Source organism: Streptomyces ruber, assembly GCF_014648075.1.
In the GTDB taxonomy this organism is placed as follows: Bacteria; Actinomycetota; Actinomycetes; order Streptomycetales; family Streptomycetaceae; genus Streptomyces; species Streptomyces ruber.
The window spans coordinates 656368-679838 of record NZ_BMQK01000002.1 but is presented as its reverse complement, the minus strand read 5'-3'; the positions used below and the strand labels follow the sequence as shown (position 1 = coordinate 679838).

The 23471-nt window shown below is 69.0% G+C and carries 17 protein-coding genes and 1 pseudogene; 7 read left to right on the top strand and 11 right to left on the bottom strand.

Going from position 1 to position 23471, the window contains the following annotated elements:
- Nucleotides 1–16: 16 nt before the first annotated feature.
- From IEZ04_RS07465 to IEZ04_RS07445, 5 genes are read left to right on the top strand one after another with little or no spacing between them, the layout of a single operon-like run.
- The gene (locus tag IEZ04_RS07465; protein ID WP_189215881.1) at nucleotides 17–172 is read left to right on the top strand and encodes a hypothetical protein; all 156 of its coding nucleotides are present in this window, start codon (nucleotides 17–19) and stop codon (nucleotides 170–172) included.
- Nucleotides 173–218: 46 nt separating this feature from the next.
- Nucleotides 219–3395: a helicase-related protein gene (locus tag IEZ04_RS07460; protein ID WP_229820880.1), complete on the top strand. Its 3177-nt coding sequence runs from the start codon at nucleotides 219–221 to the stop codon at nucleotides 3393–3395.
- Complete coding sequence (locus IEZ04_RS07455) at nucleotides 3392–4162, top strand: DUF4391 domain-containing protein (RefSeq protein WP_189215880.1); 771 nt, start codon at nucleotides 3392–3394, stop codon at nucleotides 4160–4162. Before IEZ04_RS07460 ends, IEZ04_RS07455 begins: the two co-directional genes overlap by 4 nt.
- Before the next feature lie 45 nt (nucleotides 4163–4207).
- Entirely contained in the window at nucleotides 4208–6202 is a 1995-nt protein-coding gene (locus IEZ04_RS07450; protein WP_229820879.1) for a site-specific DNA-methyltransferase, read from the top strand.
- A complete protein-coding gene (locus IEZ04_RS07445; protein ID WP_189215879.1) occupies nucleotides 6203–9298 on the top strand; it encodes a restriction endonuclease in 3096 nt (1031 codons plus the stop codon).
- 100 nt (nucleotides 9299–9398) lie between these two features.
- On the opposite strand, the pseudogene IEZ04_RS07440 reads toward IEZ04_RS07445, so the two are convergent.
- Nucleotides 9399–9554, bottom strand: a pseudogene (locus IEZ04_RS07440) (DUF397 domain-containing protein).
- Nucleotides 9551–10126 (bottom strand): helix-turn-helix domain-containing protein, encoded by a 576-nt coding sequence (locus IEZ04_RS07435; RefSeq protein ID WP_189215878.1) that lies wholly within the window; start codon nucleotides 10124–10126, stop codon nucleotides 9551–9553. Before IEZ04_RS07435 ends, IEZ04_RS07440 begins: the two are co-directional and overlap by 4 nt.
- A 168-nt stretch (nucleotides 10127–10294) precedes the next feature.
- On the opposite strand from IEZ04_RS07435, the gene IEZ04_RS07430 reads away from it, so the two are divergent.
- Nucleotides 10295–10768 (top strand): ATP-binding protein, encoded by a 474-nt coding sequence (locus IEZ04_RS07430; protein WP_189215877.1) that lies wholly within the window; start codon nucleotides 10295–10297, stop codon nucleotides 10766–10768.
- A 10-nt stretch (nucleotides 10769–10778) separates the two neighbouring features.
- Here the strand turns inward: IEZ04_RS07430 and IEZ04_RS07425 are convergent, their stop codons facing one another.
- From IEZ04_RS07425 to IEZ04_RS07385, 9 genes are all read right to left on the bottom strand, one after another.
- Complete coding sequence (locus IEZ04_RS07425) at nucleotides 10779–11264, bottom strand: PIN domain-containing protein (protein WP_189215876.1); 486 nt, start codon at nucleotides 11262–11264, stop codon at nucleotides 10779–10781.
- Nucleotides 11261–11590, bottom strand: a complete 330-nt coding sequence (locus IEZ04_RS07420; protein WP_189215875.1) for a plasmid mobilization protein — start codon at nucleotides 11588–11590, stop codon at nucleotides 11261–11263. The genes IEZ04_RS07425 and IEZ04_RS07420 overlap by 4 nt, the downstream gene beginning before the upstream one ends.
- A 112-nt stretch (nucleotides 11591–11702) precedes the next feature.
- Nucleotides 11703–13241 carry an NCS1 family nucleobase:cation symporter-1 gene (locus IEZ04_RS07415; RefSeq protein WP_189215874.1) on the bottom strand — a complete coding sequence of 513 codons (1539 nt, stop codon included), beginning with the start codon at nucleotides 13239–13241 and terminating at the stop codon, nucleotides 11703–11705.
- A gap of 97 nt (nucleotides 13242–13338) precedes the next feature.
- Nucleotides 13339–14361: a TIGR03842 family LLM class F420-dependent oxidoreductase gene (locus IEZ04_RS07410; protein ID WP_189215873.1), complete on the bottom strand. Its 1023-nt coding sequence runs from the start codon at nucleotides 14359–14361 to the stop codon at nucleotides 13339–13341.
- 11 nt (nucleotides 14362–14372) lie between these two features.
- The gene (hydA, locus tag IEZ04_RS07405) at nucleotides 14373–15773 is read right to left on the bottom strand and encodes a dihydropyrimidinase (RefSeq protein WP_189215872.1); all 1401 of its coding nucleotides are present in this window, start codon (nucleotides 15771–15773) and stop codon (nucleotides 14373–14375) included.
- Between the two features lie 80 nt (nucleotides 15774–15853).
- Complete coding sequence (locus IEZ04_RS07400; protein ID WP_229820878.1) at nucleotides 15854–17164, bottom strand: aspartate aminotransferase family protein; 1311 nt, start codon at nucleotides 17162–17164, stop codon at nucleotides 15854–15856.
- Nucleotides 17161–18003, bottom strand: a complete 843-nt coding sequence (locus IEZ04_RS07395; protein ID WP_189215871.1) for a nitrilase-related carbon-nitrogen hydrolase — start codon at nucleotides 18001–18003, stop codon at nucleotides 17161–17163. The genes IEZ04_RS07400 and IEZ04_RS07395 overlap by 4 nt, the downstream gene beginning before the upstream one ends.
- A 157-nt stretch (nucleotides 18004–18160) precedes the next feature.
- Nucleotides 18161–19534, bottom strand: coding sequence for a hypothetical protein (locus tag IEZ04_RS07390; RefSeq protein WP_189215870.1), 1374 nt, complete (start codon nucleotides 19532–19534; stop codon nucleotides 18161–18163).
- A gap of 115 nt (nucleotides 19535–19649) precedes the next feature.
- Nucleotides 19650–19901, bottom strand: coding sequence for a helix-turn-helix domain-containing protein (locus tag IEZ04_RS07385; protein ID WP_189215869.1), 252 nt, complete (start codon nucleotides 19899–19901; stop codon nucleotides 19650–19652).
- A 976-nt stretch (nucleotides 19902–20877) separates the two neighbouring features.
- On the opposite strand from IEZ04_RS07385, the gene IEZ04_RS07380 reads away from it, so the two are divergent.
- Nucleotides 20878–23457 carry an ATP-dependent Clp protease ATP-binding subunit gene (locus tag IEZ04_RS07380; RefSeq protein ID WP_189215868.1) on the top strand — a complete coding sequence of 860 codons (2580 nt, stop codon included), beginning with the start codon at nucleotides 20878–20880 and terminating at the stop codon, nucleotides 23455–23457.
- Nucleotides 23458–23471: the final 14 nt, after the last annotated feature.

Below are 23471 nucleotides of genomic sequence, written 5' to 3'. Positions count from 1 at the left end.
GGGGGGTATCTAGAGCATGGCAGTAGTGATCGAGAACCCGATCATCAATTCGCCGTTCGCGAAGCCGGCCTGGCACTGGGAACTGGACGAGCAAGGGCAGCCGACAGGGGAACTGCTTCCAGGGTCGCCGCCTGATCCAGACCGCCTGTCGATCACCGGTCACCCGGTGTGACCTACGACAGTAAATCCACGTCCACAGCCCCGGAGGTTCCTCTTTCATGGTCCCCAGCGACGCGGGCCGCACGATCGACCGGCTACGCAAGCATCTGACCGGCGCCACGCGCCTGGACTCGCTGACTGAGTCGTTTTCCGTGTTCGTCTACGAGGCGCTCCAAGAGGAGTTGGCCCAAGTCGACCTGCGCCTGCTCCTGCACGGCCACAGTCTCGACGACTTCGCCTTAAACGGCCTTGAGGAGGAGAATCTCCATCGCGCCCGGCTGGATCAGCACCGCGTCGCCCGCGCGTTCCTGAACTGGGCCGAAGAACATCTTCAGGCAAGGGCGCTCAAACGGCGCACGCGCGGTACCTGGACGAGCGTCGACGGGCCGTTCCCTTATGTCGTCGACGGCGCGGGCCTTGAGGCCGAGAGCCTCGGTCTGGTGGCGTCCCAGGACCTGTACTTCCCTCTGGAAACCACAGAAGCGGAGAAGGTAGCGCAGGCCGTGGTCCGCTTCGAGCGGATGTGGCACGACGACGGCACCAGCAGTACCGTCCAGGAGGAATTCCTCAACGCCGCCCGGGCCCTCTTCGAGGACAGGGCCCCCGAGTCCGTCTACCTGCGCATCCTGACGTCCCTGTTCAAGGACTTCGTCGAGGAGGCCAGCGAGGAGACCGCTGAGCGAGACAGAACGGGCTTGCACGACTCCGTCGTGTGGAAGAAGCTCTACAAGTTCCAGCGTGACGGCGTGCTCGGCGCGATCGAGAAGCTTGAGCGCCATAACGGCTGCATCATCGCCGACAGTGTGGGCCTGGGGAAAACCTTCGAGGCCCTCGCCGTCATCAAGTACTACGAGCTGCGCAATGACCGTGTTCTCGTCCTGGCGCCCAAGCGGCTGCGGGAGAACTGGACCATCTACCGCGGCAACGACAGGCGGAATCCGCTGGCTGCGGACCGCTTCCATTATGACGTCCTCAACCACACTGATCTCAGCCGGACCGGCGGGCTGTCGGGAGACATCGATCTGGCGAACGTCAACTGGGGCAACTACGACCTCGTCGTGATCGACGAGTCCCACAACTTCCGTAACAACCCTCAGGTCAAGGGACGGACGACCCGGTACGAGCGCCTCATGGACGAGGTCTTCAGGTCTGGAGTAAGGACCAAGGTCCTCATGCTCAGTGCAACGCCTGTGAACACACGCTTGGCTGACCTGAAGAACCAGGTTCTGTTCGCCACCGAGGGAGACGACCGGGCACTGGCTTCGGACGGGATCAGAAGTATCGAGACCACACTGAACAAGGCGCAGAGGCACTTCAACGAGTGGCAGCGCCTCCCTGCGGCCACCCGCAGTACGAAGTCCCTGGTCGGCACGCTCGGCATGGATTACATCCGGCTGCTGGACCTGGTCACGATCGCCCGCTCCCGCAAGCACATCGAGAAGTATTACGGCACCAAGGACGTCGGGAGGTTCCCCACCCGCCTGGCTCCCGTCAACCTCACCCCGCCCATTGACACGGCCGACATGATGATCCCGCTGGAGGAGATCAACCGGTCGATCCTGCGTCTGAATCTGGCCGCCTACAAGCCCACCTCCTACGTCAGCGCCAAGCACGAGAGCAAATACGCGGCCCTGTACGACCAGAGGGTGCGCACGGGCGGCCGACGCGTGTGGCGGCAGACCGACCGTGAGAACAACGTGGTCCACCTGCTGCGAGTGGGTCTGCTCAAGCGCTTGGAGTCCTCGGTCAACTCCCTGGGCAAGACCCTTGGCAAGATCCTGGCCACCATGGAAAGCGCGATCGCCAGCATCGACGCCTACGAGGCGACCGGGGCCGAAGGAACGTCCATTGACAGTTTCGCCGACCTGGAGGAGATCGACCTGGACGACCCCCAGTTCGAGGACACCGTCGGCGGCAGCGTCAAGGTATTCCTCGCTGACATCGACCGGGTGCGGTGGCGGCAGGAACTCGAGCACGACCGGGACACCGTGGCCAGCCTGCTCGCCGAGGTGACGGCGGTCGACGCCGACCGCGACGCCAAACTGGCCGAGCTCAAGCGGTTCCTGCGCGACAAGGTCGAGCACCCCACCAACGACGGCAATCGCAAGGCACTGGTGTTCACCGCGTTCAGCGACACCGCCGAGTACCTCTACGAGCATGTGGCCCGCTGGGCACGTGACGAACTGGGTGTGCACGTGGCCCTGGTCACGGGGCAGAGCACCCGGAGCACCCTCCCGATGAAGCGCGTCCACATGGTCGACGTCCTCACCGCGTTCTCACCGCGCTCCAAAGACGGCGATCCGGACGACCCGCAGATCGACATCGTGATCGCCACCGACACCATTTCCGAGGGCCAGAACCTCCAGGACTGCGACACGGTGATCAACTACGACATCCACTGGAACCCGGTGCGCATCGTCCAGCGTTTCGGCCGCGTCGACCGCCTCGGTACCACCAACACGAGTGTCCAACTCGTCAATTTCTGGCCCAACATGGACCTGGACGCCTACATCAACCTCGAGGCGCGCGTGTCCAGCCGTATGACCCTGCTGGACGTCTCCGCAACCGGTGAGGAGAACGTCTTGGACGTCACGTCCGGCGACATGAACGACCTCGACTACCGGCGCAAGCAACTGCAGCAGATGCAGCAGGCCGCTCCCACCATGGAGGACCTCGCCGGCGGTCTGAGCATCACCGACCTGACGCTCTCCGACTTCCGCATGGACGCTGCGGCTCGTGCGCGGGACGAGCTTCAGGAGATCGCCGGGTGGCCTCTGGCCCTGTTTGGCGTCTCCCGCTTCGACAAGACCCTCGCCGACGACGGGCTCGCTCCTGGTGCGGTCTTCCTCCTGCGCGTGCGGGACGACGCGTTCGCTCTCTCCGAGGGGTACCCGCTGGCGCCGTACGTGCTGGCCTACGTGACCGACGACGGCAGCCTCGCTCACAAGATCGAGGAACCCAAGCTGGCCCTCGACGTCCTGCGCCACCACTGCCTGGGCAGCACCGAACCCGACGCCGCCATCCTGGGGGAGTTCGACCGGGCGACCAGGTCGGGCAGGTCCATGAAGCACTACCGCGACCTTCTGGAGGTGGCGGTCCGAGCCGCTTCAGGAAAGGCCGAAGAAAGCATGGTGGCCTCTCTGTTCTCGGCAGGCCCCTCACTACTGGGAACGGAGGCTGCCGCGCCCGGCCTGGAAGCCGTAGATTTGATCGCATGGCTGGCGGTGCTGCCGTGAGTGACATTCCCCACGAGTACGCCGGTGCCGACCTGCTGGCTCTGCCCGAGAAGGCCCGGCAGCAGCAGCGTGTCGCGAAGAAGATGCTCGCCGCCCAGTTCGAGGATCAGACCCCCGCCGACGCCCGGCTACTGACCAAGGCGGTGGCTTCGGCGCACCTGGTCGGCATTTTACGCCCGGAGACCATACAGGTGTCTCGGTACCAGGACGGCGAGCGTACTGTCGTTGACGTCCCTGTCCTCGAGGCCTTCCTAGCCGACAAGACCTCGGCATCCGACAGGACCCGCGTGGCCGAACTCGTCCATCGCAGCATGGCCAAGCCGGTGGTGCTGTTCGCGCACATGCCCGACGGCATCACGGCCCTCTCGCTGGCGCTCAGCCATGTGAGCCGCACAGACCCCACCAGATCGACCTCCGTGATAGACGCGCACGTCATGGTGCCGACCAAAGGCATCGAACCGGGCGCCCTCCACCTGGACCGGCTGGACCGCACGGACATGTGGGCGCTGTACCGCGACCTCGTGCGCACCGCAGCCGCTGACGGCCGCCCTGCCGGCACTGCCCTGCGGGCGGCGGACGCGGTCGCGCTGCGCCGACGGTTGACCGACCTGGAGAGCGAACTGATCACGGTCGTGCGGGACGCGAAACGCGCGAGGAATCAGCAGCAGCGCATCGATCTTAATATGGCGGCTCGGACACTACGTACACAGATCGGTCATGTCAGAGGCACCCTATACAGTGCCGACGGCGACCACGACACCGCCTGAACAGCTTGCAAATCACCACCTAAGCACACAAGGAAGACATCACCCGTGACCCTGGACTTCGAACCGGTCGGCGACCTGACCGGCCCCGGCGAGGCCAAGTCGAACCTCGACGTACTGGCGCGTCTCTTCCCCGACGCCGTCGTCGACGGCACCGTCGACATCGATGCCCTCCGGGACCTCCTGGGTGAGAACGCCGCCCCCACGACCGCCGAGGCGTTCGGTCTGCGCTGGCCGGGCATGGCCGAGGCCCGGCGCCTGTCCACGCTTCCGGCGACAGGCACGCTCCTTCCGAAGCCCGAGGAGTCCGTGGACTGGGACAACACCCGCAACATCGTCATCGAGGGCGACAACCTCGAGGTGCTGCAGCTGCTGCGGCGCGGATACACCAACAAAGTCGACGTGATCTACATCGACCCGCCCTACAACACGGGCAACGATTTCATCTACGACGACAAGCGCGTCACCTCCCAGGCCGAGCACGAGGCAGTTGCCGGGCAACGAGACGAGGAGGGGGTACTTCAAACTGGTAAGGGATCCGACCGGGCTCAAGACCGCATAGCTGGTGCTTCCAAACACAGCGCCTGGCTTTCGATGATGTACCCACGCCTGCTCGTCGCCCATCATCTGCTCAAGGAGACCGGTGTCATCATCGTCGCCATTGACGACACCGAGCACGCACGCCTGAAGATCCTAATGGATCGCGTTTGGGGTTCCGAGAATTTTATCGCCAGCGTGGTTTGGCAGGGCGGTCGAAAGAATGACTCCCGATTCGTTTCCGTCGGGCACGACTACATGCTCATCTATGCCAAGAGCTTGGGAACCCTTCGACAGATGGATGCGCGGTGGCGTGAGGAAAAGGCTGGATACTCTGCCGTGCTCGCTCAAGGGAAGATCGCCTGGGAGGAAAGTGGCCATGATGAGCTAGCAGCCGAGCTCAAGATGCGCTCATGGTTCAAGAGTCAGCCTAAGGACTCCCCGGTTCAGGCACTTGGACGGTTTGTTTACTTCCTTCCGGATGGAACTCTCGCCTCTGACACAGATATGCGAGCCCCTGAAGACCGACCGAATCGCTGCCGCACTCCCATCTCTGATCCTCGGAGCGGAATCCAGTATGCGGTCCCGAAAAACGGATGGTTCTGCGAAGAGTCAACCCTATTCAAACTTCGCGATGAGGGGCACTTGATTTTTCGTTCCGACCCTTCCAAGCCGCCGCGGCTGAAGAAGCCGCTGGAGACGGTTTCCGGCCAGGTCCCCCTTTCCGTATTTGAGCGCCAGCGAACACATGCCGGTCGCAGTCTGGAGGAGCTCTTCGAAGGGAAATCTCCCTTCGACTTCCCGAAGGACACGATGGTTCTCTCCCGCTGGATTTCTCTCGTCACGCAGTCAGATCCCGATGCAGTCATTCTTGATTTCTTTGCGGGGTCTGGCTCCACGGGGCATGCCGTCATGGACCTCAACGCTGCCGATGGCGGCAACCGTCGTTACATCCTGGTGCAGCTCGACGAGCGGGTCGACATGGACGGCTACGAAACGATCGCGGACATCACCCGCGAGCGCCTTCGCCGCGCGGGCCGCCAGATCGCGTCCAAGCAGAGTCCCGACGCCGCCCCGATCGACACCGGCTTCCGGTCGTACCGCCTGGCCTCCAGTAACGTGAAGGCCTGGGATGGGACCCCTGACCAGCTAAACCTGCTTGAAGCCGTAGACAACCTCGTGGCTGGGCGTACCGCGGACGATCTCTTGGTCGAAATGATGCTACGCATGGGCGTGGAGTTGACCACACCGTTGGAGACGCGCGAGGTCGCTGGCAGCCCGCTGTACAACCTCGCGGGCACACTGTTCGCGTACTTCGGCACCGACATCACGATCGACCGGGCGAACGAGGTCGCCAAAGCTCTGGCGGCCTGGCGCGACGAGGAGCCAGGCGACGCCGACACCACGGTCGTCGTCCGCGACACCGGCTTCGTCGACTCCGCCACCAAGCTCAACTTCGCCGCCGCGCTCAAGCAGGCCGGCTTCACAACGCTGCGGAGCATCTGAATGAAGTTTTCCTTCGATGCGGACCTCGACTACCAGCGTCGGGCCATCGATGCAGTAACGGGCCTGTTCAAGGGTCAGGAAGCCATGACCTCCCAGTTCACCGTGCACGCGCACCCGTCCGCGCACGCCGGCTTCGAGGGGCTGTCCGACCGGGGGTACGGCAACATGCTGCACCTGGACCGGGAGACGATCCTCGCCAATCTGCGCAAGGTACAGAACGACGCGGGCCTCGCCCTGGAGCCGTCGCTCGACTCGGTGAACTTCACCATCGAGATGGAGACCGGCACCGGCAAGACGTACGTCTACCTGCGCACCATCTATGAGCTCAACCAGCTTTATGGATTCACCAAGTTCATGGTGGTGGTCCCGTCGGTGGCTATCAAGGAGGGCGTCGAGACGTCTATCCGGATGCTGCGTGAGCACTTCGCGACCCTGTACGGCAACCCGCCGATGAACTTCTTCCAGTTCGACGGCGGCAACCCGTCCCGGGTCCGATCCTTCGCCACCTCGCCGAGCATCGAGATCATGATCGTCACCGTCGGGGCGATTAACAAGAAGACCAACAAGATCTACCAGCCGGCCGAGGATCTCGACTTCGAGGTGCCCGCCGATCTGATCCGGGCCACAAGACCGATCATCATCGTCGACGAACCCCAGAGCGTGTATGGGGACACCGGCAACGGTAAGAAGAAGGGCGCGGGACGCAGCGCACTGGAGGACTTCAATGCTCTGGCCGCTCTGCGCTATTCGGCCACCCACCCGAAAGACGACAAAGCAAACCTCGTCTACCGTCTCGACGCCATCGCCGCCTACGAGAACGAGCTGGTCAAGCAGATCGAGGTCGACTCGCTGATCACGTCTTCCAGTGGGACGACCCCGTACGTCAAGTTCCTGGAGGCGAAGCGCGGCAAGGCCGGAGCGATTACGGCCCGCGTCGAGGCGGATGTCGAGGAGGGAAACGAGCTCAAGCGCAAAGCCATCACCGTTGACACCGGATCGCGCAGCAACCTCGCAGATGTGACCGGGCGTGACCTGTACAAGGACCTCACGGTGGTCGCCATTAACGCGGCCGAGGGACAGCAGAGCATCTCCTTCGACACCGTCACGCATCCGCTCGGTGTGGGCGACAGCATCGGCGCCGAAGTCAGCGTCGATGAGCGGGCCCGTCAGATGATCGCTCAGACCATCCGGCAGCATCTACGCAAGGAGCAGGAGTTCGCGATCCACGGACGCGACATAAAAGTACTCAGCCTGATCTTCGTCGACTCCGTGGCCAAGTACCGTGAGTACGGCTCCGGCGGGGAGGCCCTTCCGGGCGAGTATGCGCGGATCTTCGAGGAGGAGTACACGCGCATCGCCTCCGAGCCGGAGTTCAACACCCTGCTGGGCGACTCTCCCGCCGACGAGGTCGCGAAAGAGGCCCACCAGGGGTACTTCTCTGTGGACCGTCGCAAGGGCGGTAGCGAAGTCCTGGTGGACACCAAGGAGACCACCGACAAGGGGCGCCAGCAGGCCAGTCTGGCGTACGAGCAGATCATGCGGGACAAGGTCGGCCTGACCACGCCCGGCACCCCCATTCGGTTCATCTTCAGCCACTCCGCGCTGCAGGAGGGTTGGGACAACCCCAACGTTTTCCAGATCTGCGTCCTGAGGAACATGGGCACCGAGCGGTGGAGGCGCCAGTCCATCGGCCGGGGCCTGCGCCTCTGCGTGGACGGGTCTGGCAACCGCGTGCACGGATTCGACACCAACCGCCTCACCGTGATCGCGAACGAGTCCTATGAGGAGTTCGCCGAGCGCCTCCAGCGCGAGATGGCCGACGACCTGGGTATCCGGTTCGGCGTCGTCACAGTGGACGGCTTCGCACGGCTAACCTTCAGAGCGGAGGACGGGAACGTCGTCCCCGTGGGCGCGGCCGCCGCGGAACAGCTGTACCAGGCCCTGTTCTTCGAAGGGTACGTCGACGCGAAGGGGAGGGTACAAGACAGCCTGCGCGAGGCCGTGCAGACAGGCGACGCGAAACTCACGAAGATCGTCGGTAACGTCATGGATTCGGAGGCCGCGACCAAAGCGGTACTCGGGTACATCAAACGCCTGTCCAAGCCGATCGACGTCAAGAAGGCCGGCGAACGCATCGCGGTGCCGGTCGTCCAGGAACGGCTGGAGAGCCCCGAGTTCCTGGAGCTGTGGAACCGCATCCGGCACCGCACGGAGTACCGGGTCGAGGTCGACGAGTCCGACCTGCGCGCCGCGATGGTCAATGCGCTGCGCACCATGCTCCCCGTGCCCAAGCGCCGCGGCGAATGGCTCACGCACCGAGTGCGGCGCATAGACCAGAGCGGTCTGACGGCCGAAGCGGCGGCCGCGCGCCGCACGGACGTCACCTACGCGGACAGTGAAGACCTGCCCGACATCCTGTCCGTCCTCGCGGACCGCACGCAGTTGACCCGTGCCACGCTCGCCCATGTCCTCACTGAGTCGGGCACCCTCGCACAGTTCCGGAACAATCCGCAGGCGTACATCGACCAGGTAGGCCGCCTACTCAACATCACCAAGGAGCAGTTCCTTGTCGAAGGAGTGCGCTACGAGTTGGTGGATGCCTCCCGCCCAGAAGCGGACCGCCGCTACCCGATAAGCCTGTTCCACGAGGCTGACCTCGCCGGCTACACCGGCCCCGGAGGAAACATCATCACGGACGCGGACGGCAACGCCGTCTCGTTCGAGGACAAGTCCGTGTACCGCTACCTGATCATCGACTCGGCTCCGGAGAAGGAATTCGCGCTCGCACTCCTACAGCGTCCCGAGGTCAAGACTTTCGTCAAGCTTCCGCCATCGTTCCAAATCCCGACCCCTCTGGGGAACTACAACCCCGACTGGGCCCTGACCGTGGAACGGACCGACGGCAGCCGCTACATCGTTTTCGAGACCAAGGACGTCAACGAGTTGGAACTCCTGCGTCCCAAGGAACAAGGAAAGATTGCTTCAGCTCGCAGGCACTTCGCGGCGGTAACGCGGGGCGTCGGGATAGACGATCTCGAGTACGAAGTCGTCAACGGCATCGAGGCGGCAACCGCGGTGATGGAACGGGACACCTGAGATCACGGCGTGCTGCGGGATCGGCCAGCATCGCTCCCGCAGCACATCGCTCGGCGCCCGCGCCTTTCATGCCTCCTGCCAAGAACCCCAAGAACTGCGTTCACTCCTCGCGACCGACAGCAAAGTGAGGACGCGACACATCCTTGGAGTCCCGTACGCACACGGCCTGTTCGGTGATGGCGACCTCCACGCAGCTGTCACCCTAGCTGCCGCTGTAGCTGGACTTGAACCACGCCAGTTCCGGCCTCGCGCTCATAGCTCTCCTCGGAGTCGCTCAAGCAGACCCCGCGAGTCATTGGCGTTCAGGGCCTGCGAGCGCAGTGTGTCATAGCGCTGACAGAGCAGGCTCACCTCTTTCACGTCGGAGGTCAGACGACCATTTCGCTGCCCCTCGGAGTACGCGAGCCGTTGCCCTCTCGGAGTCTCGAGCAACTGCACCGGCCCATCCAGGCAGGCATGCAACCCAGCCTCCAACGGCACGTCCTGAAGCGTCACGTTCCGCGATGCGCTCAGCTCCAGCACATGGTCCAACATCTCCCGCATCTGGTCCGGGTCCCCGAACCGGCGCCGGAAGACGTGCTCTTCGACGATGAAACTGAACGGCGCTGTCGGTCGCTCGAACAGCATCCGCCGCCCCAGTTCCACCGACTCCACCGTGTGCTTGGAGAAGCTCACCAGGTTCGCGAACTCGGTTCTGCTGTACCCGGCGTGCTCGCGCAATACCTGCATGACCGCCCCGAACGTCCGCAAGCTGTCCGAGGGATCGGGTTCCCGGTCCGCCTGGCTGCCCGGCATGTCCTCGTCATCCACCACATCGCCGTCGGTCATCCGCGGCCACCTCCGGTCCCGTACCCGCGCTGTTCGCCGTCCCTCACCCGACGACATCCAGCGTGACGCATGAGACGTCGTACCGCCTACGGAATGCGCTCGTACGCTGACACAGCGTACGGCCCGCATCTCTGGAGCGCGCCCACGCACACCCGTCACCGTGGTCTCATGCACGCAACCGCACCCCAACTCACGGCTCCCAGACACACGTTCACCCAGCTTCTGCCGTCCACCCGTCAGGGAGCCCGGCTCGCCCGTCTCCTCGCCGTCCAGCAGCTCCGCGCGTGGCCGGTGTCACTCGACGTCACCGAGCGCGCCGAGCAGATCGTGGCCGAGCTCGCCGCCAACGCCGCCCTGCACGGTCGTGTCAAGAGCCGCGACTTTCGGCTCGTCCTCACCCTCAACACCACGGCTGGCCTGCTTCGTATCGCCGTCACCGACGCCCGGGGCGAGCACCTACCGTCGGCGTCCGCCGAATGCGGGACACCTGTGGATGCCGAGTCCGGCCGCGGCCTTGCCCTGGTCACCGCCCTCGCCGGCCGCTGGGGCGTCGAGCCGTACCCGCCCTGCGGCAAGACGGTCTGGGCCGAGTGCGCCTGCGAACCCTCGGCCCGAACGTGCACGCCAGACGAACCCGCGTGACAGTTGATCGTCAGACGGCGACCACGTGCACGTCCGTCGGCGCGAGGACCCCCAGGTAGGCATGGATGTCTCCCGGATCGGTGGTGAAGATCACCGCGCTGCCGTGCCGGGCCGCCGCCAGTGTCACCCAGGCGTCCACCGCGTCCGGCCGCTTCTTCGCCGGCAGGGCGGCCTGCCCGAGAGCGGTGCCGATGCGCCGCCAGTCCGCGAGGTCCGGACCCGTCGCACAGGCCAGACACTCCGGACGGCCCGCCTTCGTCTCACGCATGGGCGGCTCAGACGTACGTGCCTGCGGAACCGTGCAGTCCTTCAGAACGCCGGACAGGGCGTGCACCAGCGCCGGCTGGGGGCGCCACACCTGGGCGAGGACCGGTCCGAGCACCAGCGCCCGGTGCGGGACCGTGCGCAGTCCCTCATGAAGAGCCACTGCCTTCGCCTTGCGGTCGGCGAGGGCGATGAGCATGCCGGTGTCGTAGACCGGCACCCGTGCACTCACGCGGCGTATCCCGGACGACGGCCTTGCCGGTCCCGGCCCTGGACGAGAGACAGGGCCTCCTCGACCTCGCGGCGTTCCTGCTCCGTCAGCGCCGCGGTCGGCTCCGGAGCGGGTTCGGCGGGCAGCCCGTCCGCTGCCCGCTCCGCGCGGGCGATGAGTGCGTCCACCTCGGCGAACTGTTCCTCTATGGCATCGCTCTCAGCCATCTGGCGCGTCGCTGCATGCACCAGATATGCCGAGACATCCATTCCTGCTCGTTCTGCATGTTGCCTGATGCGTTCGGATTGTTCCTGCTCCAAGCTGATGCTGATCCGGGCCTTTGCCATGACGGCATCGTAATACGCGTATGACGTTAGTGCGAGTGCGATCAAGGTGGGCAATCGCCTGGCAGCGCCCTGGGAAGCCTGGCGGGGCAACCTCCGGTCCGCCAGGCGCTGCTCAGGTTCGCTCGTGCCCCGCCATGAGCACCACGTACAGAACAAGCGACGCGCCCAGCCCCACAGCCCACCCGTAGTCGGCGAGCGGCTTGAGGAACGGGATCAGCCCGTCGGCCGGGAAGGGCCCCGACCTCACCTCCTCGGCGTTCACTGTCGAGTACGAGCCGCCGACCGCGAGCACCCCGCCCACCAGGAACGACACCACCGCCCGCCAGTTCCAGCCGGCCGCGTACCAGTAGCGGCCGCCCGGCGTGTAGAGGTCCGCGAGGTGGAGCACCGTGCGGCGGACGATCCAGTAGTCGGCGATGAGGATGCCCGCGACCGTGCCGAGCAGTCCGCCGACCACTCCCAGCCAGGTGAATATGTAGAACTCGGGGGTGGAGATCAGCTTCCACGGGGAGATCAGGATGCCGATGACCCCGGTGATCAGCGCGCCGGTGCGGAAGGTGATGAGCTTTGGGGCCAGGTTGGCGAGGTCGTACGCGGGTGAGACGACGTTCGCCGCGATGTTGGTGGAGACCGTCGCCATCAGCACGGTCACCAGCGCGAACAGCAGGCCGAAGACGTTGTCGGCCCGGGCGGACAGTTCCACCGGGTCCCATATCGCCTCGCCGTACACCGCCTCGGAGCCCGAGGTGACCAGCACGGCGAGGAGCGCGAACAGCGTCATGGTGGTGGGCAGGCCGAGCGATTGTCCGTATACCTGCGCCCGCTGGCCGGCGCCGAAGCGGGTGAAGTCGGGGATGTTCAGCGACAGGGTCGCCCAGAAGCCGATCATGCCCATGAGGGACGGGAAGAAGACCGGCCAGAAGTCGGCGCCCCAGCCGAGCTCCGAGGGCTGCGACAGCAGTGTGCCGAAGCCGTCCGCCTGGACCGCGATCCAGATCAGCAGCGCGAAGGCGCCCACGAGCACGAAGGGAGCGGCCCAGTTCTCGAAGTGCCGCAGGAAGTTCATGCCGCGCCAGATGATCGCGATCTGCACGGCCCAGAAGAGCAGGAAGCACAGCCACAGCGGCCACGGCTGGCCCCCGACCCGCCCGGCGTTCTCCCACTCGCCACCGGTGATTTTGGAGCCGAGGGCGAAGATGCCGCTGCCGCCGATCCAGGTCTGGATGCCGAACCAGCCGCACGCCACGGCCGCGCGAAGGAGCGCCGGGACGTTGGCGCCGCGCAGGCCGAAGGAGGCGCGGGCGAGTACGGGGAAGGGGATGCCGTACTTGGGTCCCGCGTGCCCGGTGGCCAGCATCGGCAGCAGCACGATGACGTTGGCCAGGGCGATGGTGAAGACCGCCTGCTTCCAGTCCATGCCGATCGCGACCAGGCCGGAGGCCAGGGTCCAGCTGGGGATGCAGTGGGCCATGGATATCCACAGGGCCGCGAAGTTGTACGTGGTCCACTTGCGCTCGGCGAGGGGAACGGGGCGCAGATCCTCGTTGGCGAAGGGGCTGTCGGCGGGGAAGGCCTCTGGGGCGAGTTCCACCCGGCCGTCGGCGCCGGTCGTCTGGGGGGTCGGCGGCCCCTGGGGGACTGTGTCGGTCATGGGCAGGCCAATCGATGCGGTGGGTCGTCGGGAAAGGCCGTGCGGGTGGCGTCGACACGGGTGCGGGGGATCAGCCGTTGAGGAGGTGGATACGGGGTCAGCCGTTGACCACGGGCATCACCTGCGATCCGTACAGGTCGATCACGGCCTCCTGCGCGTCGTGCATGTCGTACACCGCGAACTGGTCCACGCCCAGCTCGCGCAGCGCGGTCAGTTTCTCGATGTGCGCCGCGACCGGCCCGATGACGCAGAACCGGTCGACGATCTCGTCCGGCACGAACCGGGTGTCCGGGTTGCCGCTGCGCCCGTGGTGCGCGTAGTCGTAGCCCTCCCGGGCCTCGATGTAGTCGGTGAGCTCCTTCGGCACGGCGGCGGAGTCCGCACCGTAGCGGGCGACCAGGTCGGCGACGTGGTTGCCGACCATGCCGCCGAACCAGCGGCACTGCTCGCGCGCGTGGGCGAGCGCCTCCGGCGAGTCGTCCTCGGTGACGTACGCCGGCGCGGCCACGCAGACGGTCACCTCCGACGGGTCGCGTCCGGCGGCGACGGCGGCGTCCTTGACGGCCTTGACCATGTACTCGGTCAGGTAGAGGTCGGCGAGCTGGAGGATGAACCCGTCGGCCTCCTCGCCGGTCAGTTTCAGCGCCCTGGGCCCGTACGCGGCCATCCACACCGGGAGTTCGGCGCCGGACTTCACCCACGGGAGGCGGACGGCCGTCCCGCCGCCGAGGTCGGCCTCCTCGCCGCGGGCGAGCGCCCGGATCACCTTCGTGGCCTCGCTCAGGCGGGCCAGGGTGTTCGGTTTGCGCCCGGCGACGCGCATCGCCGAGTCGCCGCGGCCGATCCCGCAGACGGTGCGGTTGCCGAACATGTCGTTGAGCGTGGCGAACGTGGAGGCGGTGACCTCCCAGGCACGGGTGCCCGGGTTGGTGACCATCGGGCCGACCGTCAGCCGCCGCGTGTTGGCCAGGATCTGGCTGTGGATGACGAAGGGTTCCTGCCACAGCACGGCGGAGTCGAAGGTCCAGCCGTGGGTGAAGCCGTTGCGTTCGGCGCGCTGCATCAGGGCGACGACCCGCGAGGCCGGCGGGTCGGTCTGCAGCACCAGTCCGAAGTCCATGGGCACGCCTCCTAGTCGAGGTACTGGCAGGTGGAGCGGGGGGTATAGACGCCGTGCCCGGCGCGCCCGGTGAACTCCCGGTCCGTGACGACGAACTCGCCGCGCGAGAGGACGGTCTCGACGCGGCCGGTGACCCGCCTGCCCTCGTACGCCGAGTAGTCGACGTTCATGTGGTGGGTGGCGGCGGACAGGACCTGCTCGGCGTGCGGGTCGTAGATCACGACGTCGGCGTCCGTGCCCGGCGCGATGGTGCCCTTCTTCGGGTACAGGCCGAACATGCGGGCCGGGGTCGCGCAGGCGATCTCGATCCAGCGGCGGCGCGAGAGGTGTCCGTCGACGACGGCCTGGTGCAGCAGGTCCATGCGGTTCTCGACGCCCGGCAGACCGTTGGGAATCTTCGAGAAGTCGCCGCGGCCCAGGTCCTTCTGGCCGGTGAAGCAGAAGGGGCAGTGGTCGGTGGAGACCACCTGGAGGTCGTTGGTGTGCAGGGCTTTCCACAGCGCCGCCTGGTGCTCGCGCGGGCGCAGCGGGGTGGAGCAGACGTACTTGGCGCCCTCGAAGTCCGGCTCCGCCAGGTTGTCCGTGGAGAGGAAGAGGTACTGCGGGCAGGTCTCGCCGAAGACGGGCAGGCCCTCGTCACGCGCGCGGGCCAGTTCCGCCACCGCCTCCGCCGCCGACACGTGCACGACGTACAGCGGGGCGCCCGCGACCTGCGCGAGCCGGACGGCGCGGTGGGTGGCCTCGGCCTCCAGCAGGGCCTTGCGGACCTCGCCGTGGAAGCGGGGAGCGGTCTCGCCGCGGGCCAGCGCCTGTTCCACGAGGACGTCGATGGCGATGCCGTTCTCCGCGTGCATCATGATCAGGCCGCCGTTGTCGGCGGAGCGCTGCATGGCGCGCAGGATCTGCCCGTCGTCGGAGTAGAAGACCCCCGGATACGCCATGAACTGCTTGAACGACGTGACCCCCTCCTCCACCAGGAGGTCCATCTCCTTCAGCGTCTCCTGGTTCACATCGGAGACGATCATGTGGAAGCCGTAGTCGATCGCGCACCTGCCGTCCGCCTTGGCGTTCCAGGTGTCCAGTCCCTCGCGGAGCGAGCGGCCGACGCCCTGCACCGCGAAGTCGACGATCGTGGTGGTGCCGCCCCAGGCGGCGGCCCGGGTGCCGGTCTCGAAGGTGTCCGACGCGAGGGTCCCGCCGAACGGCATCTCCATGTGCGTGTGCGCGTCGACGCCGCCCGGGATCACGTACCTGCCGGTGGCGTCGATGGTGCGGTCCGCCGTCCAGGCCGCGGCGACGGGGGTGCCGCTCGCGGCGAGGGCGGCGATGCGGCCGTCCTCGATCAGGACGTCGGCGTGCAGTTCGTCGGACGCGGTGATGACGAGACCACCGCGGATCACGGTACGGCTCATGCTGCTGCTCCCTCTTCGGTTCCGCGCTCGCGGGGTGCCGGCCCGGCCGTCGCGTACCGGACGCGACGGCCGGGCCGCGGCTACACGCTGTGGAGGGCGTCCTCCAGGATGTCCGCGCCCTCCTCCGCCTCCGCGACGGTGAGCGTGAGGGGCGGGGCGATCCGCAGGGCGCTGGTGTCGTGGCCGCCGCCCTTGCCGATCAGCAGACCGCCCGCGCGGGCCGCCTCGAGCACGGCGGCCGCCGCGTCCGGGTCGGCCTCGTCCGTGCCGGGCCGGGCCAGTTCGATGCCGATCATCAGGCCCCGGCCGCGTACCTCCCGTACGGCGGGGACCCGCGCGGCGACGGCCCGCAGCCGTTCGATGAGCAGCCCGCCGACGCGCCGGGCGTTGCCCTGCAGGTCGTGCTCCAGCAGGTAGGTGAGGTTGGCGAGGCCCGCGGCCATGGTGATCTGGGTACCGCCGAAGGTCGAGATCGAGTTGCTGTCCAGGCAGTTCATGATCTCGGCTCGGGCGACGACACCGCCGACGGACATGCCGTTGCCGATGCCCTTGGCGAAGGTGAGCATGTCCGGGGGGCCGCTGCGCCCGTGCGCCTGCCAGCCCCAGAAGTGGTCGCCGGTGCGGCCCCAGCCGGTCTGCACCTCGTCGGAGATCCAGAGGACGCCGCGCTCCGCCAGGACTTCGCGGAAGGCCGCGTACAGGCCGTCCGGCGGTGAGGTGAAGCCGCCGACGCCCTGGATCGGCTCGGCGATCAGCGCGGCCGGCGGGCGGGTGTGGCCGAGGAGGTCCTTCAGGTCCTCGACACAGGCCGCGACGAAGTCGGCGTCGCCCAGGTGCGCGTACGGGCCGCGGGTGCGGACGCCGCCGTGGACGTACAGCGTCTGCAGGGGCGACAGACTGGTGGGCGACCAGCCCCTGTTGCCGGTGACGCCGACCGCGCTGAAGGAACGGCCGTGGTAGCTGTTGCGCATCGCCAGGATCTGGTTGCTGCGGCGGTACGTCGTCGCCAGCAGCAGCGCGGTGTCGTTGGCCTCGGTGCCGGAGGTGGTGAAGAAGACCCGGGCGTCCGGGATGCCGGACAACTGGGCGACGCGCTCGGCGAGTTCGACCATCGGCCGGTTGAGGTAGAGCGTGGACGAGTGGACGATGCGCCCGGCCTGCTCGGCGACCGCCTTGGTGACCTCCGGCAGCGCGTGCGCGGTCATCGTGGTGAGGATGCCGCCGAAGAAGTCGAGGTAGCGGTTGCCCGCGGCGTCCCAGACGTGGCGGCCCTCGCCGTGGGTGATCTCGACGGGGTCGGTGTAGTAGAGCGCGAGCCAGTCGGGGAGGACGGCCCGGTGGCGGCCCAGCAGACCGCCGGTCGCGTTCCCGGGCGTCGTGGCGTCGGTCACGGCCGCACCAGCCCTTCGTACGCGTCGGGCCGTCGGTCGCGGTAGAACGCCCACTGCTGCCGGGTCTCCGTGACGAGGCCGAGGTCGAGGTCCCGGACGAGGAGCTCCTCGTCCTTGTCGCTCGCGACGTCGCCCACGAACTGTCCGCGCGGGTCGACGAAGTAGCTGGTGCCGTAGAAGTCGTTGTCCCCGTACTCCTCCCGGCCCACGCGGTTGATCGCCGCCACGTAGTACAGGTTCGCGACGGCGGCCGCGGGCTGCTCCAGCCGCCACAGGTGGGCGGAGAGACCGCGGGAGGTGGCGGACGGGTTGTAGACCAGCTGGGCGCCGTTCAGGCCGAGCTGCCGCCAGCCCTCCGGGAAGTGGCGGTCGTAGCAGATGTAGACGCCGACCTTGCCGACGGCGGTGTCGAAGACGGGCCAGCCGAGGTTCCCCGGCTTGAAGTAGTACTTCTCCCAGAAGCCCTTCACCTGCGGGATGTGGTGCTTGCGGTACTTGCCGAGGTAGGTGCCGTCCGCGTCGATCACGGCCGCGGTGTTGTAGTAGAAACCGTCGCCCTCCACCTCGAAGACCGGCACGACGATCACCATGCCGGTCTCGCGCGCCAGGTCCCGCATGCGGCTGACGGTCGGGCCGTCCGGCACGGGTTCGGCCCAGCGGTGGTGCTCGGGCTCCTGGACCTGGCAGAAGTAGGGGGCGTTGAACACCTCTTGGAAGCCGATGACCCGGGCGCCCTGCCGGGCGGCCTCGCGGGCGTGCTTCTCATGTTTGGCGATCATGGACTCCGTGTCGCCGGTCCAGGTCGCCTGGACCAGGGCGGCGCGTACGACGTCGGCCATTGAGCTGCTCCTTCGACGAGGCGTCAGAGAGCCTCTACGCCCGTAGACACAGGCGGTAGAGGCTCGAACGTAAGCCTCGCCGACGGGCGGGGCAAGACCGGCGCCGTCAACCTTCGGAGTCGATCACGTTTCGCACCCCTCCGGGTGACCGCGCGCGTCACGCCGTGAGGCCGGTGACCCGGAGGGCGTGCACGAGGTGACGGCGGTACGGCTCCGACACCTCGCTTGCCGCTTCCAGGAGCAGGGGTACGAGGCGCCGGGGATCGGCCGCCGCGCTGCGCGCCGTCTCCTCGGGCGGCCGGGCACGTACGTACGCGTCCAGCAGCGCACGCGCCTCCCTCCCGCGCCCCTCGTCGGCGAGCCCGAGCACGGCGTCCCCGATCTCCCCGGCCGGGCGGGCGACCCCCTGCCGCAGCAGCCGCTCCCCGTCCGCGCCACGGCCCGCCCCGGCCAGGGCGTCCGCGACGGCGGCCAGCCGGCCGGCGGGCAGCGACGCCGCCTCCCACAGCAGGGTCGCCCAGTCGGCCCCGAGGCCCGCGCGGTGCAGCGCGGCGGCGAGCGGCGGGAAGCGGGCGGCGGGCCAGTGCGCGAGCTCGGCGAGCAGCGCGTGCGCCTCGCCGCCGCGGCCCCCACGGCGCAGGGCGAGCAGGGTCCCGACGGTCCCGTCGATCTCGTGACGCGCCTCGTCGTCCAGGGGCGACGGCTGCCGGGGCTCCGGCGGACGGGCGGGCCGCACCGGCTCCTGGGTGGCGCCCGCGAACCGGGCGCCGCGAGGGGCACGGGCCCCGGGCGGGGTCACGGCGGGGGCGGCGGCCGCCGGGGCCGCCTCCGCCTCCTCGGCGGCGGCTGTGGCGGCTGTGGCGTCCAAGACGTTCATCATCCCGGCGAAGCGCGCGCTGCCGCGGGGTCGCCGCCTGGGCCTGGGCTCGGGCTCGGGGCGGTTGCTTGCGGAAGGTGCGGGCGCGGGCGCGGGCACCGGCGTGGGGGCGACGTCACCACCCCCGGAGCGCCCCTCGGGGGCCGCGCGGCGGTCGAGGTCTTCCAGGCGCGCGCGCAGCTCGGCACAGCGCGCCGTGGCGCGTGCGTGGTCGTCCTGGGCCCAGGCCAGCTTCACGCGAAGGACCTCGGCCTCCTCCCGGGTGGCGGCCGACTCCAGCAGGCGCCCCAGTTCGGCCGTACGCCCGGCGGCCCGGCGCTGCTCGTGGAGCATGGCGTCGAGGTGGCCGCCGAGGGAGGCGCGGGCGCCGGGGCGGAGGTCGTGGGCGGCGACCGAGGCTCTGTGCAGGGAACGGGCGCGCTCGGTCTCCCGGGCCGCGGCGGCGGGTCCGTACGCGCCGGCCAGGTCGTGGAGGAGCGCCTCCACGACGTCCCAGGGAGGAACCTCCCAGCCGTCGAGGCAGGCACGCATGCCCTCGGGGTCCCGGTGCCGGAACACCGCGTACCAGCCGCCGCCCGGGTCGAGCCGGGCGACCAGACCGTTCAGGTAGCCCGCGAACTCCCGTACGCCGACCGCGAGTTGATCGACCGCCATCGCACGACTCCCGCCGGATCGGAACACTTCGACCCGGTAGGGAACACCAGCCGTGTTACGGGGCGGCTACAGCGAGTTTTCGGAGCGGTGCGACGCGAGGTCGGAGGGCACGAGATCAGGCGGGGGCGAGGGCGCACCGTCCGGCGAGCTCGTCCATCGACAGCCCGAGCACCCGGGCGAGGGCCGCCACCGTGAAGAAGGCCGGCGTCGGGGCGCGGCCCGTCTCGATCTTGCGCAGGGTCTCCGCGGAGATCCCGGCGGCCGCGGCGACCTCCGCCATGCTCCTGCCGCCACGGGCTTCGCGCAGCGTCCTCCCCAGCCGCTCGCCACGTTCGTGCTCTTCGGGGGTCAGAGGGGTGCGCACCATGCCACCCATTCTAATACCACCCCGCCGCCACCGCCCCGGAACGGCGAGGGGCCGGCCGCGACCGGCGACCGCCTCGGCGGCATCGCACACGGCCGGCTCGGCGTTCCGCGGACCTGGGGCGGCGCTCCAGCGGGTCCGGCGAACCGGCGGTCCCGGCGGGTCCGGACGCGTCCGGCGAACCGGCGGATTCGACGGCCCGGCGGGTCCGGCGGCCCCGGCGGCCCGGACGCGTCCGACGATCCGGCGGATTCGACGGCCTGGCGGTCCCGGCGGTCCTGGCGGCTCCGACGGGCACGGCGGGCACGGCGGCCCCGGCGGCCCCGGCGGCCTCGACGGCCTCGACGGCCTCGACGGCTCCGGACGCGTCCGGCGATCCGGCGGGTCCGGCGACTCCGGCGGGTCCGACGGCCCCGACGGTCCTGGCGGCTTCGACGGCTCCGACGGGCACGGTGGGTCCGACGGGCACGGCGAGTCCGGCAGCTCCGGCGGCCCCGGCGGTCCCGGCGGTCCCGGCGGATTCGACGGCCCCGGACGCGTCCGGCGAACCGGCGGATTCGACGGCCCGGCGACCCCGGCGGTCCCGGCGGCTCCGGACGCGTCCGGCGAACCGGCCGATCCGGCGGGTCCGGCGACGCCGGCGGGTCCGACGGCCCCGACGGCCCCGACGGCCCCGACTGCCCCGGCGACCCCAGACGCGTCCGGCGGCTCCGACGGGCACGGCGGGTCCAACGGGCACGGCGGCCCCGACTGTCCCCGCCGCACCGTACAGCCGGCCCCGCGCGTGAACGGCGGCCCTCGTGCCGCCCGCGCGTCCGTACGGCGCCGTGGCGACGGAGGACCCGCATCCGAGCCGGGCGCGGGTCCTGACAGGTGTAACCAGGGTGACGACAGGGCACCCGCGAGCGGAACGAGCACGTCGATCGGCAAGGGTGCCCCCGGCCCCGCCCCGGGCCCGGGCGACCTGGAACGGAAGGCCATGACGAGCGGGTACACCGGTCCACAGGGCTACAACTCGGATCCCTTCTCGGAGCTCTCGGCGTTTCTCGCCCGTTTCTTCGCCGGGCAGCGCCCCCAGCGCGTCGACATCGGACGGCTGATGAGCCGGGAGGCGCGGCAGCTGGTGGCGGACGCGGCGACGTACGCGGCCGAGCACGGAAGCACCGACCTGGACACCCAGCACCTGCTGCGGGCCGCGGTGGGCTCCGAACCCACGCGGAGCCTGCTGGCCCGCGCCGGGGCGGACCCCGACTCCCTGGCCGGCCAGATAGACGGGCGGGCCGGGCCGGCCGGCCACCCCGCGCAGGAGGGCGGGGCGCCGTCGCCCGCGTCGCTCGCCCTGACCCCGGCCGCCAAGCGGGCCCTGCTGGACGCCCACGAGCTCGCCCGGGCCGGCGGCTCCGGCCACATCGGCCCCGAGCACGTGCTGACCGCGCTGGTCGCGAACCCGGACTCGGCCGCCGGGGCGATCCTGAACGCCGCCCGGTTCTCGCCCGCCAAGCTGCCGCCCGAGACACCGGAGCCGTCGGCGTCGGACGAGGAGCGGCCCCGCTCCGAGCGGCGCCGGAAATCCTCCACCCCGACCCTGGACAAGTACGGCCGCGATCTGACCGAGCTGGCGCGGCAGGGCCGTATCGACCCGGTCATCGGGCGCGAGGAGGAGATCGAGCAGACCGTCGAGGTGCTGTCCCGGCGCGGCAAGAACAACCCGGTGCTGGTCGGCGAGGCGGGCGTCGGCAAGACCGCGATCGTGGAGGGCCTCGCCCAGCGGATCGCGGACGACGACGTGCCCGACGTCCTCGCCGGCCGCCGGGTCGTCGCGCTGGACCTGGCCGGCGTGGTCTCCGGCACCCGCTTCCGGGGCGACTTCGAGGAACGGCTGACGAAGATCGTCGACGAGGTCCGGGCGCACTCCGGCGAGCTGATCGTGTTCATCGACGAGATGCACACCGTCGTCGGCGCGGGGGCGGGCGAGACCAGCGGGATGGACGCGGGCAACATCCTCAAGCCCGCGCTGGCACGGGGCGAGCTGCACATCGTGGGCGCCACGACGCTGGTGGAGTACCGCAGGATCGAGAAGGACGCGGCGCTGGCCCGCCGCTTCCAGCCGATCCTGGTGCCCGAGCCGTCCACCTCGGACGCGCTGGAGATCCTGCGCGGGCTGCGCGACCGCTACGAGGCCCACCACCAGGTCCGCTACACCGACGAGGCGCTGGTGGCCGCCGTCGACCTCTCCGACCGCCACCTCACCGACCGGCAGCTGCCGGACAAGGCCATCGACCTGGTGGACCAGGCGGGCGCCCGGGTGCGGCTGCGCTCCCGCACCAAGGGCTCGGACGTACGGGCCATGGAGCGCGAGATCGAGCAGCTCACCCGGGACAAGGACCTGGCGGTCGAGGGCGAGCGGTACGAGGAGGCCGGCCGGCTCCGTGACCGCATCGGCACACTGCAGCAGCGGATCTCCTCCGGACGCGACGAGCGGGCGGACGACGGGCAGCACCTGGAGGTCACCGCCGAGGACATCGCCGAGGTGGTGTCCCGGCAGACCGGCATCCCGGTCAGCAGTCTCACCCAGGAGGAGAAGCAGCGGCTGCTCGGTCTCAGGGAGCATCTGCACCAGCGGGTCGTCGGGCAGGAGGAGGCGGTGGCCGCGGTGGCCGACGCGGTGCTGCGCTCGCGGGCCGGCCTGGCGAGCCCCGACCGGCCGATCGGCAGCTTCCTGTTCCTCGGCCCGACCGGGGTCGGCAAGACCGAGCTGGCCCGGGCGCTGGCGGAGGCGCTGTTCGGCAGCGAGGAGCGGATGGTGCGGCTGGACATGAGCGAGTACCAGGAGCGGCACACCGTCAGCCGTCTGGTCGGCGCGCCACCCGGATACGTCGGCCACGAGGACGCCGGCCAGCTCACCGAGACGGTGCGCCGCCACCCGTACTCACTGCTCCTCCTCGACGAGGTGGAGAAGGCGCACCCGGACGTGTTCAACATCCTGCTCCAGGTCCTCGACGACGGCCGGCTCACCGACTCCCAGGGCCGCACCGTGGACTTCACCCACACCGTCATCGTCATGACGTCCAACCTCGGCTCCGAGTCGGTCACCCGGCGCGGCGCGGGACTGGGCTTCGCCGCGGGCGGCGAGGAGGCGGACGAGGAGGCGCGCCGGGAGCGGACCCTGCGCCCGCTGCGGGAGCACTTCCGGCCCGAGTTCCTCAACCGCATCGACGAGATCGTGGTCTTCCGGCAGCTCACCGCGGAGCAGCTGCGGCGCATCACCGACCTGCTCCTGGAACGGACCCGGCGCCGGCTGCACGCCCAGGACGTCACCATCGACCTCACCGAGCAGGCCGTCGACTGGCTGGCCCGCCGCGGCCACCAGCCCGAGTACGGCGCCCGCCCGCTGCGCCGCACCATCCAGCGGGAGGTCGACAACCCCTTGTCGCTGCTGCTCCTGGACGGCCGTCTCGCCCCCGGCAGCCGGGTGGAGGCGGACGTCGAGGACGACCGCCTGACGTTCCGCACCACTCCCCCGGCGGGGGCGGCTCAGCCGGGGCCGGGTCACGGCTGAGCGGAGACCCGCCC

Coding starts and splice junctions, on each gene's coding strand:
- IEZ04_RS07465 (WP_189215881.1), top strand. CDS start 17: ATGGCAGTAGTGATCGAGAACCCGATCATCAATTCGCCGTTCGCGAAG.
- IEZ04_RS07460 (WP_229820880.1), top strand. CDS start 219: ATGGTCCCCAGCGACGCGGGCCGCACGATCGACCGGCTACGCAAGCAT.
- IEZ04_RS07445 (WP_189215879.1), top strand. CDS start 6,203: ATGAAGTTTTCCTTCGATGCGGACCTCGACTACCAGCGTCGGGCCATC.
- IEZ04_RS07435 (WP_189215878.1), bottom strand. CDS start 10,126: ATGACCGACGGCGATGTGGTGGATGACGAGGACATGCCGGGCAGCCAG.
- IEZ04_RS07430 (WP_189215877.1), top strand. CDS start 10,295: ATGCACGCAACCGCACCCCAACTCACGGCTCCCAGACACACGTTCACC.
- IEZ04_RS07420 (WP_189215875.1), bottom strand. CDS start 11,590: ATGGCAAAGGCCCGGATCAGCATCAGCTTGGAGCAGGAACAATCCGAA.
- IEZ04_RS07415 (WP_189215874.1), bottom strand. CDS start 13,241: ATGACCGACACAGTCCCCCAGGGGCCGCCGACCCCCCAGACGACCGGC.
- IEZ04_RS07410 (WP_189215873.1), bottom strand. CDS start 14,361: ATGGACTTCGGACTGGTGCTGCAGACCGACCCGCCGGCCTCGCGGGTC.
- hydA (WP_189215872.1), bottom strand. CDS start 15,773: ATGAGCCGTACCGTGATCCGCGGTGGTCTCGTCATCACCGCGTCCGAC.
- IEZ04_RS07395 (WP_189215871.1), bottom strand. CDS start 18,003: ATGGCCGACGTCGTACGCGCCGCCCTGGTCCAGGCGACCTGGACCGGC.
- IEZ04_RS07390 (WP_189215870.1), bottom strand. CDS start 19,534: ATGGCGGTCGATCAACTCGCGGTCGGCGTACGGGAGTTCGCGGGCTAC.
- IEZ04_RS07385 (WP_189215869.1), bottom strand. CDS start 19,901: ATGGTGCGCACCCCTCTGACCCCCGAAGAGCACGAACGTGGCGAGCGG.
- IEZ04_RS07380 (WP_189215868.1), top strand. CDS start 20,878: ATGACGAGCGGGTACACCGGTCCACAGGGCTACAACTCGGATCCCTTC.